Origin of the sequence: Kitasatospora phosalacinea, from assembly GCF_000717185.1 — a bacterium.
GTDB classification, from domain to species: domain Bacteria; phylum Actinomycetota; class Actinomycetes; order Streptomycetales; family Streptomycetaceae; genus Kitasatospora; species Kitasatospora phosalacinea_A.
On record NZ_JNYE01000048.1, the window covers coordinates 25,999 to 44,305 of the forward strand.

At 71.6% G+C, this 18,307-nt stretch carries 15 protein-coding genes and 1 riboswitch; of the genes, 4 read left to right on the plus strand and 11 right to left on the minus strand.

Features of this window, described 5'->3' with window-relative positions; genetic code table 11:
* Positions 1-71 precede the first annotated feature (71 nt).
* From OO57_RS20745 to OO57_RS20775, 7 genes are all read right to left on the minus strand, one after another.
* Entirely contained in the window at positions 72-1,121 is a 1,050-nt protein-coding gene (locus tag OO57_RS20745) for an ABC transporter ATP-binding protein (protein WP_033254071.1), read from the minus strand.
* Between the two features lie 28 nt (positions 1,122-1,149).
* A complete protein-coding gene (locus OO57_RS20750) occupies positions 1,150-2,214 on the minus strand; it encodes an ABC transporter ATP-binding protein (protein ID WP_033254072.1) in 1,065 nt (354 codons plus the stop codon).
* Positions 2,211-3,209 carry an ABC transporter permease gene (locus OO57_RS20755; protein WP_033254073.1) on the minus strand — a complete coding sequence of 333 codons (999 nt, stop codon included), beginning with the start codon at positions 3,207-3,209 and terminating at the stop codon, positions 2,211-2,213. The genes OO57_RS20750 and OO57_RS20755 overlap by 4 nt, the downstream gene beginning before the upstream one ends.
* 117 nt (positions 3,210-3,326) lie before the next feature.
* A complete protein-coding gene (locus OO57_RS20760; protein ID WP_033254074.1) occupies positions 3,327-5,111 on the minus strand; it encodes an ABC transporter substrate-binding protein in 1,785 nt (594 codons plus the stop codon).
* A gap of 28 nt (positions 5,112-5,139) precedes the next feature.
* Entirely contained in the window at positions 5,140-6,138 is a 999-nt protein-coding gene (locus OO57_RS20765) for an ABC transporter permease (protein WP_033254075.1), read from the minus strand.
* 601 nt (positions 6,139-6,739) lie between these two features.
* Positions 6,740-7,564 (minus strand): enhanced serine sensitivity protein SseB C-terminal domain-containing protein, encoded by an 825-nt coding sequence (locus OO57_RS20770; RefSeq protein ID WP_033254076.1) that lies wholly within the window; start codon positions 7,562-7,564, stop codon positions 6,740-6,742.
* A gap of 127 nt (positions 7,565-7,691) precedes the next feature.
* Positions 7,692-8,459 (minus strand): enhanced serine sensitivity protein SseB, encoded by a 768-nt coding sequence (locus OO57_RS20775; protein WP_033254077.1) that lies wholly within the window; start codon positions 8,457-8,459, stop codon positions 7,692-7,694.
* Between the two features lie 138 nt (positions 8,460-8,597).
* Positions 8,598-8,700: riboswitch (glycine riboswitch) on the plus strand.
* A gap of 151 nt (positions 8,701-8,851) precedes the next feature.
* Here OO57_RS20775 and gcvT point away from each other — a divergent pair.
* The 4 genes from gcvT (at position 8,852) to OO57_RS20795 (ending at position 13,252) form a co-directional block, all read left to right on the plus strand.
* The gene (gene gcvT, locus OO57_RS20780; RefSeq protein WP_033254078.1) at positions 8,852-9,970 is read left to right on the plus strand and encodes a glycine cleavage system aminomethyltransferase GcvT; all 1,119 of its coding nucleotides are present in this window, start codon (positions 8,852-8,854) and stop codon (positions 9,968-9,970) included.
* A gap of 91 nt (positions 9,971-10,061) precedes the next feature.
* Positions 10,062-10,436 (plus strand): glycine cleavage system protein GcvH, encoded by a 375-nt coding sequence (gene gcvH / locus OO57_RS20785; RefSeq protein ID WP_030919412.1) that lies wholly within the window; start codon positions 10,062-10,064, stop codon positions 10,434-10,436.
* Between the two features lie 16 nt (positions 10,437-10,452).
* On the plus strand, positions 10,453-11,721 hold the full coding sequence (glyA, locus tag OO57_RS20790) for a serine hydroxymethyltransferase (RefSeq protein WP_033254079.1): 1,269 nt from the start codon (positions 10,453-10,455) through the stop codon (positions 11,719-11,721).
* 163 nt (positions 11,722-11,884) lie between these two features.
* Positions 11,885-13,252, plus strand: a complete 1,368-nt coding sequence (locus OO57_RS20795; protein ID WP_033254080.1) for an L-serine ammonia-lyase — start codon at positions 11,885-11,887, stop codon at positions 13,250-13,252.
* A 237-nt stretch (positions 13,253-13,489) separates the two neighbouring features.
* Here the strand turns inward: OO57_RS20795 and OO57_RS20800 are convergent, their stop codons facing one another.
* The 4 genes from OO57_RS20800 to OO57_RS20815 all read right to left on the minus strand — a co-directional run bounded on the left by OO57_RS20800 (position 13,490) and on the right by OO57_RS20815 (position 18,211).
* Entirely contained in the window at positions 13,490-13,924 is a 435-nt protein-coding gene (locus OO57_RS20800) for an ATP-binding protein (RefSeq protein ID WP_033254091.1), read from the minus strand.
* 226 nt (positions 13,925-14,150) lie between these two features.
* On the minus strand, positions 14,151-15,368 hold the full coding sequence (locus OO57_RS20805) for a L,D-transpeptidase (protein WP_033254092.1): 1,218 nt from the start codon (positions 15,366-15,368) through the stop codon (positions 14,151-14,153).
* Positions 15,369-15,548: 180 nt separating this feature from the next.
* Positions 15,549-16,826 (minus strand): L,D-transpeptidase, encoded by a 1,278-nt coding sequence (locus OO57_RS20810; RefSeq protein WP_081973838.1) that lies wholly within the window; start codon positions 16,824-16,826, stop codon positions 15,549-15,551.
* A gap of 191 nt (positions 16,827-17,017) precedes the next feature.
* Positions 17,018-18,211 carry a L,D-transpeptidase gene (locus OO57_RS20815; RefSeq protein ID WP_063737609.1) on the minus strand — a complete coding sequence of 398 codons (1,194 nt, stop codon included), beginning with the start codon at positions 18,209-18,211 and terminating at the stop codon, positions 17,018-17,020.
* Positions 18,212-18,307: the final 96 nt, after the last annotated feature.

Below are 18,307 nucleotides of genomic sequence, written 5' to 3' on the forward strand. Positions count from 1 at the left end.
GTCAGCGGGCCGCACGGCGAAGGTCCGCCCGCGGGGACGGACCCCGCCGGACGGACCTCGTGGACGGCGGGCTACTCGCCAGCGTTCTCCGGGAAGTGGCACGCCACCTGGTGCCCGGCCTCGGTGGTGGCGAGCGGCGGCTCCTGGCTCGCGCACACGTCCTGCGCCTTCCAGCAGCGGGTGCGGAAGCGGCAGCCGGACGGCGGGTTGAGCGGGGAGGGGACGTCGCCGGTCAGCAGGATGCGCTCGCGGCGCTCCTTGCGGCGCGGGTCGGGCACCGGCACCGCGGACATCAGCGCGTTGGTGTAGGGGTGCATCGGCCGGGCGTAGAGCGCGTCCCGGTCGGCGATCTCGACCACCTTGCCGAGGTACATCACGGCGACCCGGTCGGAGACGTGCCGGACGACCGAGAGGTCGTGCGCGATGATCAGGTAGGTGAGGCCGAGCTCCTTCTGCAGGTCGTCCAGCAGGTTGACCACCTGGGCCTGGATGGAGACGTCCAGCGCGGAGACCGGTTCGTCGGCCACGATCATCTTGGGGCGCAGGGCGAGCGCGCGGGCGATGCCGATGCGCTGGCGCTGGCCGCCGGAGAACTCGTGCGGGTAGCGGTTGTAGTGCTCGGGGCTGAGGCCGCAGAGCTCCAGCAGGTCCTGGACGGCCCGCTTGACGCCGTGTTCGGTGGCGACCTTCTGGAGCCGGAAGGGCGCGCCGACGATGGTGCCGATGGTGTGCCGGGGGTTCAGCGAGGAGTACGGGTCCTGGAAGATCATCTGGATGTCGCGCCGGTACGGCCGCATCGCCGCGACGCCCAGGTGGGTGATGTCGGCGCCCTCGAACTCGATCGTCCCGCCGGTGGGTTCGTCGAGCCGGGTGACCAGCCGCCCCATGGTGGACTTGCCGCAGCCGGACTCGCCGACCACGCCGAGGGTCTCGCCGGCCCGGACCTCGAAGTCGATGCCGTCGACCGCCCGCACCGCGCCGACCTGGCGCTTCAGCAGCCCCTTGGTGACCGGGAAGTGCCGGGTCAGTCCGGCGACCTTCAACAGGGGTCCGCGGTCGGGCCCGGGCGCCTGGGCGGGCACCTTCGCGAGCTGCGGCACCGCCGCCTGACTGTCCGTCATCGCTGCTCTCCAAATGGGTGGTACGTGCTCACAGCCGGGGCGCGATCTCTTCGGTGAAGATCCGGTGGCGTTCGGCGATCGGCAGGTGGCAGGCGGCGTGGTGCCGGGGCGCGGCCTCGGCGAGCGCGGGCACCTCGCTGGTGGAGCGGCCGCCGGTGAGCTCGGCGTACGGGCAGCGCGGGTGGAACGCGCAGCCGGACGGCACGTTGATCAGGCTCGGCGGGGTGCCCTTGACCGGGATCAGCCGGTCCTGGAGCTCCCGGTCGAGGCGGGGCATCGAGCCGAGCAGGCCCCAGGTGTAGGGGTGCTCGGGGGATTCGAAGATGGTGGCGGCGGGGCCGCGCTCGACGGGCTTGCCGCCGTACATGACCAGGATGTCGTCGGCGAGCTCGGCGACCACGCCCAGGTCGTGGGTGATGATGATGACCGCCGAGCCGAACTCCTTCTGCAGGTCGCGGATCAGGTCGAGGATCTGCGCCTGGACGGTGACGTCGAGGGCGGTGGTCGGCTCGTCGGCGATCAGCAGCGAGGGGTCGTTGACCAGCGCCATCGCGATCATGGCGCGCTGGCGCATGCCGCCGGAGAACTCGTGCGGGTAGTTGTCGACCCGCCGGTCGGGCTGCGGGATGCCGACCCGGTCGAGCATCTCGACCGCGCGCTTGCGGGCCTCCTTCTTGGAGGCGCCGGGGTGGTGGGCCCGGTAGCCCTCGACGATCTGGGCGCCGACCGTGTAGTAGGGGTGCATCGCGGTCAGCGGGTCCTGGAAGATCATCGCCATCTTCTGGCCGCGGAGCTTGCGCACCCGGTCGGGGTCGGCGGCGACCAGGTCCTCGCCGTCCAACCAGATCTCGCCGGAGATCCGCGGGGCGCCGCGCTTGGTGCCGGTGCGGTGCAGGCCCATGATCGACAGCGAGGTGACGGACTTCCCGGAGCCGGACTCGCCGACGATGCCGAGCGTCTTGCCGCGCTCCAGGTCGAAGCTCAGTCCGTTGACGGACTTGACCAGCCCGTCGTCGGTGGGGAAGTGCACTTTCAGGTCGCGGACGGACAGGAAGCTCTTGTCTGCCAGGTTGGGCTGGTCGGTGTTGCTCATGTCAGCCTCACCCGGGGGTCGACGACGGCGTACAGCAGGTCAACCACGAGGTTGGCCATGACGATGAAGAAGGCGGCGAACAGGGTCACGCCCATGATCACCGGGAGGTCGCTGGACTGGATCGAGGTGACCGCCTCGTAGCCGAGCCCGCGCAGGTTGAAGGTCTTCTCGGTGAGCACGGCGCCGCCGAGCAGACCGCCGAGGTCCATGCCGAAGATGGTCAGGATCGGGGTCAGCGTGGAGCGCATGGCGTGCTTGCCGATGACCACCGGCTCCTTGAGGCCCTTGGCACGCGCGGTGCGGATGTAGTCCTCGCCGAGGACGTCCAGCAGGGTGGCGCGACTGAGCCGGGCGTAGGTCGCCGCGTACAGGAACGCCAGGGTCACCCAGGGCAGCACCAGCCCCTCGAACCAGGCGAGCGGGTCGTCGGTGAGGTCGGTGTAGTTGATCGGGAACCAGCCGAGCTGGTGGCCGAAGACGGCGAGCGCGACGAGGCCGGTGAAGTAGATCGGCAGCGAGACGCCGGCCAGCGCGACGGACATGGTGAGGCGGTCCAGCGCGGTGCCGCGGCGCAGCGCGGAGACGACGCCGGTGGCGGTGCCGAAGACCAGCCAGAGCACGCAGGCGCCGGCGGCGAGCGAGAAGTCCACGCCGACCCGGTTGAGCAGGAGCGGCCAGACCTCCCGCTCGGTCTTGAACGAGTAGCCCAGGCAGGGGGCCGCGCAGTGGGTCATGTCGGTGCCTGCGTTGTAGTCGCGGCCGACGAACACGCCCTTCAGGAAGAGCCAGAACTGTTCGATGATCGACTTGTCGAGGCCCATCTTGTGGCGGATGCCCTCGACGGCCACCTTGTCCGCGATCTTGCCCACGTAGAGCATCGCGGGGTCGGTCCCGGTGAGTTTCGGCACCATGAAGAAGATGCCGAAGGTCACCGCGGCGACCACCAACAGCATGAAGACGACGTTGACCAGTCGCCTGAAGAGATACACGAGCACTGCGGTCGGCCCTGCCGCGGGCCGGCCGGGTCCCCCGGTGGGGGGCGTCCCGGCCGGCCCGGGCAGGGCCTTCACCTGCCCTTCGGACTAGCGGTGAGAACTAAGGGGCGGGCCAGGTCACTTGCCGTCGGAGACGCCGAGCGCCTGGAAGTCCACCTCGCCGAAGGCGTCGGAGATGTAGACGTTGGTCAGGCGCGGGTTGCGCCAGTTGAGGGCCTTGTCGGCGACCATCGGCAGGTAGTAGGCGCCGTCGATGACCTTGTGGTTGATCTTCTTGTAGAGCTCGGCGGCCTTGGCCGGGTCGGTCGCCTGGGCGGCCTGGTCGAACCAGCCGTTGATCTCCGGGTCGTTGATCTCGGCGTAGTTGTTGTTGCCGTTCTGGGTGATGAAGCGGCCGTCGACCAGCGGCTGCAGGTAGCCGGAGCCGGTCGGGTAGTCGGCGCCCCAGCCCATCACGATCAGGCCGTAGCCCTTGGACTTGACCACGTCGGGCGCACCGATGACCGAGGAGATCAGCTTGCCGTCGTACTGGTCGACGGTGACGTCGATGTTGACCGCCTTGAGCGCGGTCTGCAGGGCCACCGCGGAGTTGACCTCCTTCGGCTTGTTGCCGCGCACCGCGATGGTGGTCTTGAAGCCGTCCGCCTTGCCGCAGGCCTTCAGCTCCTCCTTGGCCTTGTCCAGGTTCGGCTTGCCCTTGGTCAGGCCGAACGGGTCGTAGTCGTCGGAGCCGAGGATGTTCGGGGGCAGCATCGAGCCGTACAGCGAACCGGCCACCGAGCCGCCGCGGGCGGTCTGCAGGGCGGTGGTGTCGGCCGCGTACAGCACCGCGTTGCGGCAATGGACGTTGTCGAACGGGGCGACCGTCGGGGCCATCGTGACGTACCGGATGAAGCCGTTGTACGGGTCGTCGGTGTTGGCCTTGAGCGACGGGTCCTGGAGCACCTTGACCTGGGCGGCCTGCGACAGGCCGGTCTGGGCCCAGTCGAGGTCGGCGGTGTTCGCCAGCAGGCGGGCGTCCATGTCGTCGGCGTTGGTGGTGACGGTCAGCTTGACCACGTCCGGCAGCGCCTTGCGGAACGGGTCGGAGGCCGGGTCCCAGTTCTCGTTGCGGACCAGCTCGTAGCCCTTGCCCGGCTCGACCGACTTGAACTTGTACGGGCCGGAGGAGACCGGCTTGTCGCCGTACTTGGAGCCGGCGTCCAGCTTCTGCGGGACGGGGGCGGCGGAGCCCATGGCCAGCAGGAACGGGAAGTCCGAGTTCGGCTTGGCCAGGTGGAAGACGATCGTGGTGTCGTCCGGGGTCTCCACCGTCTTGAGGCCGAGCTTGTTCGGGTCGGAGTCGGTGTAGGGGCCCTTGTAGTTCTGGCCCTGGTCCAGCTCGTTGATCAGGTAGGTCGGGCCGCCGGAGACGACGTCCTGCGCGAAGATGCGCTCGATGCCGTACTTGATGTCCTTCGAGGTGATGACCGAGCCGTCCTCGAACTTCAGGCCGGGCTTCAGCTTGAAGGTGTAGGTCTTGGCGTCGGCGGAGACCTCGGGCTGGGCGGAGGCCAGGTCGGGGACGAGCTTCAGGCCGTCCTTGCCGGGCTTGCCGTCGAAGGCGAGCAGGGTGCGGGTGTAGAAGCGCTCGTAGTTCCACACCGAGGCGTAGTACGCGCGACCGGGGTCGAGCGAGTCCACGTCGGTGGTGGTCCACATCTCCAGGGTCCCGCCCTTCTTGGTGGACGGGTTCACCACCTTGTCGGCCGCCGCGTTGAAGCCCGCCGCCGCACCGGCCTTGCCCGAGGCGTTGTCGCCCCCGCCGTTGCTGCCGCCGCCCTTGCTGCCGCCGCAGGCGGCCGTGGTGAGGGCGAGGGTGGCCACCAGCGCGGCGGCCGCGAGCGTCCTGTTTCGCTTCATGGGTTGGGGAACCTCCAGAGTTGCGGGCTCAGTTGCCCTTGGGGTCGAGAGCGTCACGCAGGCCGTCACCGAAGAGGTTGAAGGCGAGCACGGTGATGAAGATGGCGAGACCGGGGACCACCATGTACATGGGGTCCGCCTGGTAGATCCCGACCGCGTCCGAGAGCATCTGCCCCCAGGACGGGGTGGGCGGCCGGACGCCGGCCCCGAGGAAGCTGAGCGCCGCCTCGTTCAGGATGTTGGTGGGGATGATCAGGGTCGCGTAGACCAGGATCGGCGCCGTCAGGTTGGGCAGCAGCTCGCGGAACAGGATGTGCGCGCGCCCCGCACCGAGGCTGCGGGCGGCGTCCACGAACTCGCGTTCGCGCAGTGACATGGCCTGGCCGCGGACGATGCGCCCGATGTACGGCCAGCCGAAGAAGCCGATCACGGTCACCAGGACCGCCACCCGCACGCCGGTGTCGCCCAGGCCGAGCAGCTTGTTGGGCATCACCGAGACCAGCGCGATGCTGAACAGCAGCTGCGGGAAGGCCAGCAGGACGTCCATGGTCCGGCTGATGACCGAGTCCACCCAGCCGCCGAAGTACCCGGCCATGATGCCCATCACGACGCCGATGCAGACCGACAGCGCGGCGGCGAGGAAGGCCACCAGCAGCGAGATCTGCGCGCCGTAGACGATCCGGGAGAACACGTCGCGGCCGAAGGTCGGGTCGACCCCGAGCAGGAAGTCGCCGCTGATGCCGCCGAACGCGCCCTTGGGCAGGCCCAGGTCGGGGTTGATCTGGTCCGGGTGCGGCTCGTCGACCGGGTGTCCGAACAGCGCGGTCAGCACCGGGGCGAAGACCGCCGCCAGGATCAGCAGCACCACGACGGCGCCGCCGGCCAGCGCGACCTTGTCGCGCTTGAGCCGGCTCCAGGCGATGCGGCCCGGCGAGCGGCCCTCGATCTTCTTGGGCGGCTCGGGAGTTGACGCGCCGTCAGGCTGCGCCCCGGACGCCGGACCCGAGGTCTCGGTGGGTGTGGTCATGAGTCAGTTCGTTCCCCTCGCCGACGGTGGCCGGCCCACGGAGTCGCGTGCGGTGCGGAAGTGCAGAGCGGTTTCGGTGGTGCCGGGCGCCGGTGCGGCGGTGCAGAAGTGCGTTGAGCAAGCAGGGCGTTGCTGGTGGTGCCGGGTTTCCTCCGGACGGCCCTCCGGTCAGGGGGGCGCCCGGGACGGCGACGGTCCGGGCGGGACGTCTCCGACGTGCACGGTGCGGCCGCACGAGAGGTGCATCGTGCGGTTCATGCGATGGCCGGGTGCGTTCACCTTCGTGAGGATCAACTCGCACCCCGCATTGCGCAGCACTCTCTGTCATGGGAAGTGCCCGGCGGAAGACCCCCCTGCCGAAGGATGCCCAACTGTGATCTGTCGGCATGCACTTCCGTTGCACGCGCATATCGCTCTTCACACAGCTGTTACGTGTCCGTCAAGAGGAACACTGACGACACCCCGCCACTGGCGGGAAAACGCCAGTTGGCACAGGGGGTTGCGCGCGTAGATCACGAGTCGGCAAGAGCTGGCAAAAAACCCCCGCCGACCCTGGGAAAAGGTCGGAGCGGGGGTTTTTCGGCAGTGCGTCAGGGTAGGTTCAACGGCCCGGATAGCCCGGCCAAGGGGCCTGCGGCCACCCCTGGGTGGGCCCGGCCGGTGGTTGCGCTCCGTAACCAAAGCCGGTCGGGTGGGGCTGCGGGGCGCCCTGCCGGTCGAAGAACGGGCGGGCGTTGGCCCGCATCCACATCGCCACCGGGTCGTACTCGTCCGCCATCATCACGGTGGACACCCCGGGCCCCTCCGGCGCCTGCGCGGCGGCCCGCTGCACCAGCGCCCGGGCCGCCTCCACCGACGGCGGGGAGGTGTCGTACAGGTCGAGCCCGATCGCCAGGTACGCCTCGCCCAGCACCGGCTGCACCCAGGCCCGCCGCAGCGAGCGCAGCGGGCGCACCTCGCCCGCCTGCTGCTCCAGCACGGCGAAGAACGGCGAGGCCTGCACGGCGGGTTCGGAGATCCGCAGCGGGCCGGCCGGCAGCCGGTCCAGGCCGAGCGCGATCCGCCGCAGGTCGGCCCAGGGCACGCCGACGCCGCCGCCGGGGCGGTGCGGGTCGAGCCACAGGCCCCAGCGCGAGCGGTACAGCGAGGCGGCGATCTCCGGGCCGGAGACCACCTCGTGGGCGCGCGTCCAGCCGCTGGCCGCGAGCTGCGCCGGGGAGGTCGCGCAGGGCGCGTAGCCGTGCCCGCCGACGTCCATGTTCCCGTACTGGGCGTCCGGGCTGCCGGGGCTGCCGTGCCACAGCAGCATCCAGACCTGCCCGCCGGCCAGGGCGCGCAGCAGGCCCTCGTACGCCTCCCAGCGCTCCGGTGCGACTGCTGCGAGGGCGTGCTCGACCGCCCCCGGGTCGCCGGCTGCTCCCGTCACGTCGCCGCCCTACTCTCTCGTCCGCTCGCCACCGTGCTCCGGTGTGCCGGGGCAACCCTATGGGGCGCACCCGACGGCCGTCATGCCGCCGTACCGCGCGCGGCCGAGGAGCGGGGCCGGGCCGCCGTCACGGGCGCACGTAGAAGGGCTGCACCCGCCCCAGCAGCCAGTCCACCACCGGGTCGGCGACCAGGTCGAGCAGCACCAGGTGGACGCCCCAGCCGGGCGGCGCGGTTCCCAGCGCCCGGCCCAGCGCGGTGTTCACCTCGGCCGGGTCGGCGGGGGCCGCCGGGTCGAGCTGCACGCCGACGTACAGCAGGGTCGGCTCGCCCTCCACCCGGGCCAGCGCCCGGCGGGCCGTCAGCACCCCGGGCAGCGCGACGAGTTCGCTGGTGACGGCGGCCAGGAAGGCGTACGGCTCCTGGTGCGGCTCGGGCTCCTTGAGCGCCACCCGGGCACCCTCGGCGACGCCCTGCGCCTCCCACCCCTCGCCGCGCGGTCCGCGCCGCAGCTCGCCGACGCCCTCCGGCGGCACCGGGATGCCCACCGGCGCCTCCGGGTTGACCGCGATGCCGATGCCCAGCGGCAGCCCGCGGGCGAACTCCCACATCGGGGCGATCGCGAACGGGATGCCCGGGCAGTGCTGCAGGTACTGCTCCTGCGAGGAGTACACCGGCACGTACGGCGCCCCGGCCAGCTCGAGCGTCGGCAGGTCGAGCGCCTCGGCGTCCGGGGTGGTGCCGGAGGGCAGCGGGATCCACACCTGGCTGCGGGCCAGCACCTCGATCACCCGGGGCGTCGCGCCCGGGTCGCCGAGCGCGGCGGTCAGCACCCGTTCCAGCTCGTTGGCCGGCCAGGCCCCGCCCTCCGGAACCCCACCCAGCGGGAACCCCATGTCGCCCCTCCACGTCCGCAGTTGCGATCAGGTTAGCGGCGCGCGGGGGCGCCCCGGGCCGCCGGCGGTCGGGCCCCTCTCCCACGAGCGGGCCCCGGCGTGCCATGATGGGCCCGCCCAAACTTCATACCGGCCGCTCGAACCCGCGCGGGAGAGCCGGAACGGCCGCTCAGGCCGCACCCGGCGCCGAAGGAGCAAGTCCTCCCCGGAATCTCTCAGGCACCCCTACCGCCCGGGCTAGGCAGATCTGGAAAGTGGACACGGCCGCGCCGTGCGCCCACCCACGGTGCAAGCCGCCATCCTGTTCAGGAGGCGGCGAAGCTCTCAGGTTCGACGACAGATGGGGGAGACTCGCCCCAGCCTGCCCGTTTCCAGATCCCGGGAGTCCTGTCGTGCCCCTCCGCCTGACCGCGCTCGACGCGCTGCACCGCTCGCTCGGCGCCACCATGACCGACTTCGCGGGCTGGGACATGCCGCTGCGCTACGGCAGCGAGCGCGAGGAGCACCTCGCCGTCCGCACCCGGGCCGGCCTGTTCGACCTCTCGCACATGGGCGAGATCACCGTCTCCGGCCCGCAGGCCGGCGAGCTGCTCGACCACGCCCTGGTCGGCTTCGTCTCCGCGCTCGGCGTGCTGCGCGCCCGCTACACCATGATCTGCCGCGAGGACGGCGGCATCCTGGACGACCTGATCGTCTACCGCACCGCCGAGGACGAGTACCTGGTGGTCGCCAACGCCTCCAACGCCCAGGTCGTGCTGGACGCGCTGACCGAGCGCGCGGCCGGCTTCGACGCCGTCGTCCGCGACGACCGCGACGCCTACGCGCTGCTCGCCGTCCAGGGCCCGGAGGCGAACGGCATCCTGGCCAAGCTGACCGACGCCGACCTGCCCGGCCTCAAGTACTACGCCCTGCTGCCCGCCACGGTGGCCGACCGCCGGGTGTGGCTGGCCCGCACCGGCTACACCGGCGAGGACGGCTTCGAGGTGTTCTGCGCCCCCGCCGACGCCGAGCACCTGTGGACGGCCCTGACGGAGGCCGGCACCGCCGAGGGCCTCGTCCCGTGCGGCCTGTCCTGCCGCGACACGCTGCGCCTGGAGGCGGGCATGCCGCTGTACGGGCACGAGCTGTCCACCGAGCTGACCCCGTTCGACGCGGGCCTGGGCCGGGTGGTGCGCTTCGACAAGACCACCAACGGCGGCGCGTTCGTCGGCCGCGAGGCGCTGGAGAAGGCCGCGGCGCAGGCCGGGGACAACCCGCCGCGCAAGCTGGTCGGCCTGGTCTCCGAGGGCAAGCGCGTCCCGCGCGCCGAGTACTCCGTGGTGGACGCCGAGGGCGCCGTGATCGGCCGGATCACCTCCGGCTCGCCCTCCCCGACCCTGGGCAGGCCGATCGCCATCGCCTACGTGGACGCCGCCCACGCCGAGCCCGGCACCGCCGTCGCGGTGGACGTGCGCGGCAAGGCCGAGCCGGTCGAGGTCGTCGCGCTGCCGTTCTACAAGCGCGCCCGCTGACCCCCCTCCGCTCCCCCCGCAGTCCTCTTCCGGTTCGTCCGCCCAGCGGACGGCCGCGCCCTCCCCTCCCGCGATCCTGGAGAATGACGCCATGAGCAACCCCACGCACCTGCAGTACACCAAGGAGCACGAGTGGCTGACCGCCGCCGTGGACGGGGTGTCGACGGTCGGCATCACCGCACACGCGGCCGACGCCCTCGGTGACATCGTGTACGTCCAGCTCCCGGCGGTCGGTGACACCGTCACCGCGGGTGAGACCTGTGGCGAGCTCGAGTCCACCAAGTCGGTCAGCGACCTCTTCTCCCCCGCCACCGGCGAGGTCACCGAGGTCAACCAGGCCGTCATCGACGAGCCGGCCCTGGTCAACTCGGAGCCCTTCGAGGGCGGTTGGCTGTTCAAGGTCCGGGTCGAGGCGACCGACGAGCTGCTCGACGCCGACGGCTACACCGCCTTCACCGGCGCCTGACCGGGAGACCCCCCTGATGACGGTTCTCAACCAGTCCCTGCACGCGCTCGACCCGGAGATCGCCGCCGCGGTCGACGCCGAGCTGCACCGCCAGCAGACCACCCTGGAAATGATCGCCTCCGAGAACTTCGCCCCGGTGGCGGTCATGGAGGCCCAGGGCTCGGTGCTCACCAACAAGTACGCCGAGGGCTACCCCGGCCGCCGCTACTACGGCGGCTGCGAGCACGTCGACGTGGTCGAGCAGATCGCCATCGACCGGATCAAGGAGCTGTTCGGCGCCGAGCACGCCAACGTGCAGCCGCACTCCGGCGCGCAGGCGAACGCCGCGGCGATGTTCGCGCTGATCCAGCCGGGCGACACCATCCTGGGCCTGAACCTGGCCCACGGCGGCCACCTGACCCACGGCATGAAGATCAACTTCTCCGGCAAGCTCTACAACGTGGTCGCCTACCACGTGGACGAGAAGTCCGGCCAGGTCGACATGGCCGAGGTCGAGCGCCTCGCCAAGGAGCACCAGCCCAAGCTGATCATCGCCGGCTGGTCCGCCTACCCCCGCCAGCTGGACTTCGCCGAGTTCCGCCGGGTCGCGGACGAGGTCGGCGCCCTGCTGATGGTCGACATGGCGCACTTCGCCGGCCTGGTCGCCGCCGGTCTGCACCCCTCCCCGGTGCCGTACGCGGACGTGGTCACCACCACCACCCACAAGACCCTGGGCGGCCCGCGCGGCGGCGTCATCCTCTCCAAGGCCGAGCACGCCAAGAAGATCAACTCCGCGGTCTTCCCCGGCCAGCAGGGCGGCCCGCTGGAGCACGTGATCGCCGCCAAGGCGGTCGCGTTCAAGGTCGCGGCCTCCGAGGAGTTCAAGGAGCGCCAGCGCCGCACCCTGGAGGGCGCGAAGATCCTCGCCGAGCGCCTGCTCCAGGACGACGTGACCTCCTCCGGCGTCTCCGTGCTGTCCGGCGGCACCGACGTCCACCTGGTCCTGGTCGACCTGCGCAACAGCGAGCTCAACGGCCAGGACGCCGAGGACCGCCTGCACGAGGTCGGCATCACGGTCAACCGCAACGCCGTCCCGAACGACCCGCGCCCGCCGATGGTCACCTCCGGCCTGCGCATCGGCACCCCGGCGCTGGCCACCCGCGGCTTCGGCGCCGAGGACTTCCGCGAGGTCGCCGACGTCATCGCCGAGGCCCTCAAGCCGGGCTTCGACGAGGCGAAGGCCGAGGCCCTCAAGGCCCGGGTCACCGCGCTCGCCGCCAAGCACCCGCTCTACCCGGAGCTGTAACACCCCCGCTCGTTCCGGCCGCCCGACCGGCGGCCCACCCGAGCTTTCCCGGGGCACCGCGCACACTGGAAGACGTGCGCGCGGTGCCCCGTTCCATGCCGCGCCCCGTCCACGAGACGGGACCCAGCACCACCACCACGAGACCGGACAAGGACGTCACCCCGTGGCCATCAGCGTCTTCGACCTCTTCTCCATCGGCATCGGCCCCTCCTCCTCGCACACCGTGGGCCCGATGCGCGCGGCCCGGATGTTCGCCCGCCGCCTCGACTCCGAGGGCCTGCTGGACCGGGTCGCCGCCGTCCGGGCCGAGCTGTACGGCTCGCTCGGCGCCACCGGCCACGGCCACGGCACCCCCAAGGCCGTCCTGCTCGGCCTGGAGGGCCGCTCCCCCCGCACGGTCGACGTCGACCGCGCCGACCTCGACGTCGAGCGGATCCGCGCCGAGAAGCGGCTCGACCTGCTCGGCCGCCACCAGATCCCCTTCGACCCCGACCGCGACCTCGTCCTGCACCGCCGCAGGGCCCTCCCGTACCACGCCAACGGCATGGCGCTATGGGCGCACGACGCCTCCGGCGAGGTGCTGCTGGAGAAGACCTACTACTCGGTCGGCGGCGGCTTCGTCGTCGACGAGGCCGCCATCGGCGAGGCCCGGGTCAAGCCCGACGACACCGTCCTGCGCCACCCCTTCCGCACCGGCGGGGAACTGCTGCGCCTGACCAGGGAGACCGGCCTGTCCATCTCCGGCCTGATGCTGGAGAACGAGAAGGCCTGGCGCACCGAGGCGGAGATCCGGGCCGGGCTGCTGGAGATCTGGGCCGTCATGCAGGAGTGCGTCGCCGCGGGCATGGCCCGCGAGGGCATCCTCCCCGGCGGCCTCAAGGTCCGCCGCCGCGCCGCGAGCGCCGCCCGCGCCCTGCGCGCCGAGGGCGTCGGCCCGGGCAACGCGATGGAGTGGGTCACCCTCTACGCGATGGCCGTCAACGAGGAGAACGCCTCCGGCCGCCGCGTCGTCACCGCCCCCACCAACGGCGCCGCGGGCATCATCCCGGCCGTCCTGCACTACTACCTGAACTTCATCTCGGGCGCGGACGAGGACGGCATCGTCCGCTTCCTGCTCGCGGCGGGCGCGATCGGCATGCTCTTCAAGGAGAACGCCTCCATCTCCGGCGCCGAGGTCGGCTGCCAGGGCGAGGTCGGCTCCGCCTGCTCGATGGCCGCGGGCGGCCTCGCCGAGGTCCTCGGCGGCACCCCTGAGCAGGTCGAGAACGCCGCCGAGATCGGCATCGAGCACAACCTCGGCCTCACCTGCGACCCGGTCGGCGGCCTGGTCCAGATCCCCTGCATCGAACGCAACGGCATGGCCTCCGTGAAGGCCGTCACCGCCGCCCGGATGGCCCTGCGCGGCGACGGCCGGCACCACGTCTCGCTCGACAAGGCGATCAAGACCATGAAGGAGACCGGCGCCGACATGAAGGTCAAGTACAAGGAGACCTCGCGCGGCGGCCTCGCGGTCAACGTCATCGAGTGCTGAGAGCCGCGGCGCGCACCCCCGGAAACGGTACGGGGCCCCTGTCCGCGGTTGTTCGCGGTCCGGGGCCCCCGTGCGTCATCCGGGGGCCAAGGGGGTGCGTGCCGCCGGATGGGAAGTGTCGGGTTGTGCTGCCCGACTTGCATGACTATCGCACGCTATGGGTGGGCGGACAAAATTGAAACCAAGGCGTGTGGCTCAGTTCACCTTCGGATACCAGGCGGGCGGCGCGGGGGCGGATCAGGCGGTGGTGGCGGCCCGTTCGCGGATCTTCATCTCGAACCAGACGCCCTTGCCGCGCGGCAGCAGGTCGGCGCCCCAGCGGTCGGCGAGGGACTCGACCAGGCGCAGGCCGTGGCCGTTCTGGTAGCCGACCTCGGGGGCCCGGATCAGGCAGGGCAGGGCGCGCGAGGAGTCGCGGACCTCGACGCGGAGCCAGCCGGGGCGGCGGGTGACCTTGAGTCCGATCATCCGACCACCGGTGTGCCGGACGGCGTTGGCGACCAGTTCACCCGTGAGCAACTCCCCCGCCTCCATGAGCTGGTGGAGTTTCCACGTCCGTAAGACGGAGAGCACCAGGCGGCGGGCCACCCCGGCCGACTGGGGGCGGGAGGGCAGGCGGACCTCCTCCGCGGCGTCGGGGTCGCTGAGGACGCCGAAGAAGAGGTGCTCCATCTCCTCCGGCGTCAGCCGCTCCAGGTCGGCCAGCACCACGCCGGAGCCGATCCCTGACGGATCGTCACCGCCGGTGCGGGCCGGTGGAAGTGATGACCGCTCTGCTTCGCCCCATGCCGCCATGCGCCCCATCATTGCGGAACGCGAGCGGGTGCGTACGGACAATGAGCAAACGATCACTATTCATTTGGCATATGCCGTCAGCAACCGAACGGACGCCCGAGCGTCACCACTGCGCCCAGGGGGTGTTCCAGCCGCTCAGTCCGTTGGACGGGTCGACCACCTTGCCCTTGGAGTTGACCACCTTGAACACGTCCCCGACCAGGCTGGAGTCGTAGAGCTTGCCCGCGGGGGCGCTCGCGCTGCCGGACTTGGTGTCGGTGACGCCGATGCAGCCGTGGCTGCCGTTGGAGCGGCCGATCACGCCCGCGCTCCACGAGTTGCCGTGCACGTAGGTGCCCGAGTCCGTCAACCTCATGGCGTGCGGAACCACCAGGTCGTACTCGTCGCCGGAGCCCTCCTTGGTGACGCCGGCCGAGGTCATCCGGGTGGTGCCCTCCTTGGCCTCCACCACCATGACGCCGTTCCAGGTGTCGTAGCCGGGCTTGCCCGCGGTGAACGCGACGGTGTCGACCTGCTGGCCGTCCCGGACGACCGCCATCTTGTGGGTGCTGACGTCGACGGTGGAGATCTGCGAGCGGCCGATGGTGAACGGCTCGTCCTTGTTCACGTCGCCGTAGACGCCGGGCGCGGTCTCCACGTTCTTCAGCTTGTAGTGGATGGTGACCTTGGTGCCGGGGTTCCAGTAGTTCTCCGGCCGGAAGTCGAGCCGCTTGTCGCCGAACCAGTGGCCCCGGACGGCGGTGCCGTCGGAGGCCTCGAAGGTGATGCCCGCCTCCACCGCGTCCTTGTTCTTCACCGACCGGTCGAACCGCACCGAGACGATCATGCCGACGCCGTAGGTGCCGTTGTCGGCGATGTTGTCGGTGGTCCCGGCCTCCTTGTCGGGGGTGAGGGTGGTGAAGGTGGAGCGCGCGTTGGCGACCACGCCCTTGGTGTCCTCGGCGAGCGCGTCGACGGTGTAGGCGGTGCTGACCGCCAGGCCCGCCTTGGGGCTCCAGCCGGTGCCGTCGGCGGTGATCTCGCCCGGGACCTCGGTGCCGTCCGGGCCGGTGACCTTGACCGAGGTGAGCTTGCCGTTGGCGGCCGAGACCTTGACGGCGCCGTTCGGCTTGACGCCGGTGGTGCCGTTGGCGGGTTCGATCGCGATGCTCGCGGCCGAGACCGCGGGGGCGGCGTCGCCGGAGCCCTCACCGGCTCCGGTGCTGGCGGCGGCCGGGCCCTTGGGGCTGTCGGCCTTCGCCGAGCCGGTGCTGCACCCGGCCGTCGTCACCATCAGGACCAGGGCGCCCGCGAGCGCCCCCACCGCGTATCCCGCGCGCATCGCCTTCACGTTCCGCTCTCCCCACACCCCGCACCTCGGCCGGTCCGGTGACCGGCCTTTCGGTTGATATGACGGGTCGAGCGGCGGAAACGTTGCGGGGGAAGTGTCCCGGTACGGTCACGAACCGCCGACGGCCCGGCGGTCGGATGACCACCGGGCCGTCACCGTGCGGGCACGGGCCTACCACTTGCTCCACGGGACGGTCCAGCCGCTCCAGCCGTTGTCACCGGCGACGGTCTGGCCCCTGGAGTTCTTGATCTTCACCACGTCCCCGACCATGGAGGACTTGAAGAACTTGCCGCCGTTGGAGCTGTCGCTGCCGCCCTTCGCGTCGGCCAGGCCGACGCAGCCGTGGCTGGCGTTGGACTTGCCGAAGGCGCTGCTCCAGTAGTTGCCGTGCACGTAGGTGCCGGAGGTGGTCAGGCGCATCGCGTGCGGCACGTCCTGGACGTCGTACTCGGCGCCCTTGACGTTGGCGACGGTGGCCGAGTTCATCCGGGTGACCGGCTCCTTGGAGGAGATCACCATGGTGCCGTTCCAGGACGGGTTCTCGTCGTTGCCCGCGGTGATCGGGACGACCTCGGTCCTGCCGCCGCCGTGGTCCACCGTCATGGTGTGGGCCGCCGCGTCCACCGTGGAGACCTGGTAGCGGCCGATGGTGAACGGCTCGTCCTTGTCGATGTCGCCGTACACGCCGGGGGCCACCTCGACGTTCTTCAGGCGGTACTTGACCGTCACCTTGGTGCCGGGCGCCCAGAAGTTCTCCGGCCGGAAGTCCAGCCGCTGGTTGCCGAACCAGTGGCCGCGGGCCACCGTGCCGTCGGAGCCGGTGACGGTGACGCCCGCCTCCACCGCCTCCTTGTTCTTGATCGCCTTGCCGAACCGCACCGAGACGATCATGCCGACGCCGTAGGTGCCGTTGTCGGCGATGTTGTCGTTGGTCGAGGCGGTCTTCGCCGGGGTCAGCGTGGTGAAGCTGGTGGTCGAGGCGGCGACCAGGCCCGCCGAGTCGACCGCCTGCACGGCGACGCTGTAGGTGGTGCCGACGGCCAGCTGGCCGGTGGGCTTCCAGCTCAGGCCGTCGTCGGAGATCTTGCCCGCGACCGCCTTGCCGTTCTTGTCGGTCACCGCCACGGAGGTGAGCTTCCCGCTCGCCACCGCGACCTGGAGGCCGTCCTTCGGCTGCACGTCGGTCGCGCCGTCGGCGGGCGTGACGGTCAGCTGCGCCGCCGAGGTCTTCGGGGCCGCGTCGGCCGTGGACCCGCCGCCGCTCCCGCCCCCGGTGGTGCCCGCGGTGGCGCCCGCGGTGCCCTTGGCGTCGGTCGAACCGCCGCCGTTGTCGTCGTTGCAGGCCGCGGTGCCGAGCAGCAGGACGCCGCCCACCAGCAGCGCCGTCGCGGACCGCCTGGCCCGCCGCCCGCGCCCCGTCACCGCTCCGGCCGTACGAACCGTCTCCACCGCGCTGCTCCCCTCCCGGTATTCCCGGCGAATACACGTGCTGACGCCCGGGATCGGTTCCACCGGGTCGGCGTCGATCCGGGCCCCGTTCCCGCTCTGCTCCGGTCGCGCGCGGTCAGGATAACCGGCCCGGTCGGGTGAAACTTCGGCGGGAGCCGGGTGCCGGTTCGGTGAACCCCCGGCGGAGGCCGTCAGGAGCGGCGCAGGGCGCTGCCCGCGGTCCAGTGCGCCCAGTCCAGGTTCCAGCCGGAGAGGCCGTTGTCGGGGGCGACCCGGTCGCCGCGGGAGCCGCGGACCTCGACCACGTCGCCGGTGATGGTGTGGCGGTAGAGCCAGCCGGCCGGGGAGTCCGCGGAGCCGCCCTTGGCGTCGGGCAGGCCGATGCAGCCGTGGCTGGTGTTGGCGGCGCCGAAGACCGCGGGGTCGCTCCAGTAGTTGCCGTGGACGAAGGTGCCGGAGGCGGTCAGCCGCAGCGCGTGCGGGACGTCCTTGATGTCGTACTCGTCGCCGAGCCCGACCGTCCGGGAGTTCATCCTGGTCACTTCGAAGCGCTCGGAGACCACCATGGTGCCGAGGTAGGTGGAGTGCTCGGGGCTGCCGCCGCTGACCGGCAGGGTCCGCAGCACCCGGCCGTCCTGGCGGACGGTCATGGTGTGGGCGTCCAGGTCGACGGCGGCGACCAGCGAGCGGCCGACGGTGAAGTGGACGTCCTTGTCCTGGGTGCCGAGGTAGCCGGGCGCGCCCTCGACGTCCTTGAGCCGCAGCAGCAGGGTGACCCGGGTGCCGGCCGGCCAGTAGTCCTCCGGACGGAAGTCGAGCCGCCGGTCGCCGAACCAGTGCGGGGCGATCTCCAACGGCGGGTCGGAGACGACGGCGACCGCCCTCTCGACCGCGGCCCGGTCCGCGATCGGGTGCGAGAAGCGCAGCGAGACGGGCATGCCGACGCCGACGGTGGAGCCGTCCTCGGGGGTGAAGAAGCCGACGAAGGTGTGCTCGGGGGCGACGGTGGCGAAGCCCGCGTGCTGGACGGCGCGCAGGCCCGCGCTGTCCTCGGCGACGGCGTCCAGGGTGTACGCGGTGGCGGTGGCGAGCCGGTGGTCGGCCGTCCAGCCGGTGCGGTCGGCGGTGAGCGTGCCGGGGACGGGCGCGCCGCGGTCGTCGGCGAGCCGGACGGTCAGCAGCCGGCCGCCGGTGACCGACACCGCGACCCGGCCGTCCACCGGGACGTCCTGCGCGCCGTCGCCGGGCTCCAGCGCGAGCTGGGCGCGGGAGACCGGCGGGGCCGCGTCGCCGTCCGGGGCCCGGTCGCCGCCGGAGCAGCCCGCCAGCAGCACCAGCCCGAGCGCCGCCGCCCGCCGTGCCCAGAGCCGTACCGCGGCGCGCATGCCGTCCTCCGTGTCCGCATTCGTCAGCTACCACCCGATACCGGACACAACGAGCGGTTCCGCCCGTCGGACACGACCGAATGGTTTCCGCACCCG

Bases quoted from the DNA above. Each gene is read 5' to 3' on its own strand.
- OO57_RS20745 (WP_033254071.1), bottom strand. From the start codon at position 1,121: ATGACGGACAGTCAGGCGGCGGTGCCGCAGCTCGCGAAGGTGCCCGCC.
- OO57_RS20750 (WP_033254072.1), bottom strand. From the start codon at position 2,214: ATGAGCAACACCGACCAGCCCAACCTGGCAGACAAGAGCTTCCTGTCC.
- OO57_RS20760 (WP_033254074.1), bottom strand. From the start codon at position 5,111: ATGAAGCGAAACAGGACGCTCGCGGCCGCCGCGCTGGTGGCCACCCTC.
- OO57_RS20765 (WP_033254075.1), bottom strand. From the start codon at position 6,138: ATGACCACACCCACCGAGACCTCGGGTCCGGCGTCCGGGGCGCAGCCT.
- OO57_RS20775 (WP_033254077.1), bottom strand. From the start codon at position 8,459: ATGGGGTTCCCGCTGGGTGGGGTTCCGGAGGGCGGGGCCTGGCCGGCC.
- gcvH (WP_030919412.1), top strand. From the start codon at position 10,062: ATGAGCAACCCCACGCACCTGCAGTACACCAAGGAGCACGAGTGGCTG.
- glyA (WP_033254079.1), top strand. From the start codon at position 10,453: ATGACGGTTCTCAACCAGTCCCTGCACGCGCTCGACCCGGAGATCGCC.
- OO57_RS20800 (WP_033254091.1), bottom strand. From the start codon at position 13,924: ATGGAGCACCTCTTCTTCGGCGTCCTCAGCGACCCCGACGCCGCGGAG.
- OO57_RS20805 (WP_033254092.1), bottom strand. From the start codon at position 15,368: ATGCGCGCGGGATACGCGGTGGGGGCGCTCGCGGGCGCCCTGGTCCTG.
- OO57_RS20815 (WP_063737609.1), bottom strand. From the start codon at position 18,211: ATGCGCGCCGCGGTACGGCTCTGGGCACGGCGGGCGGCGGCGCTCGGG.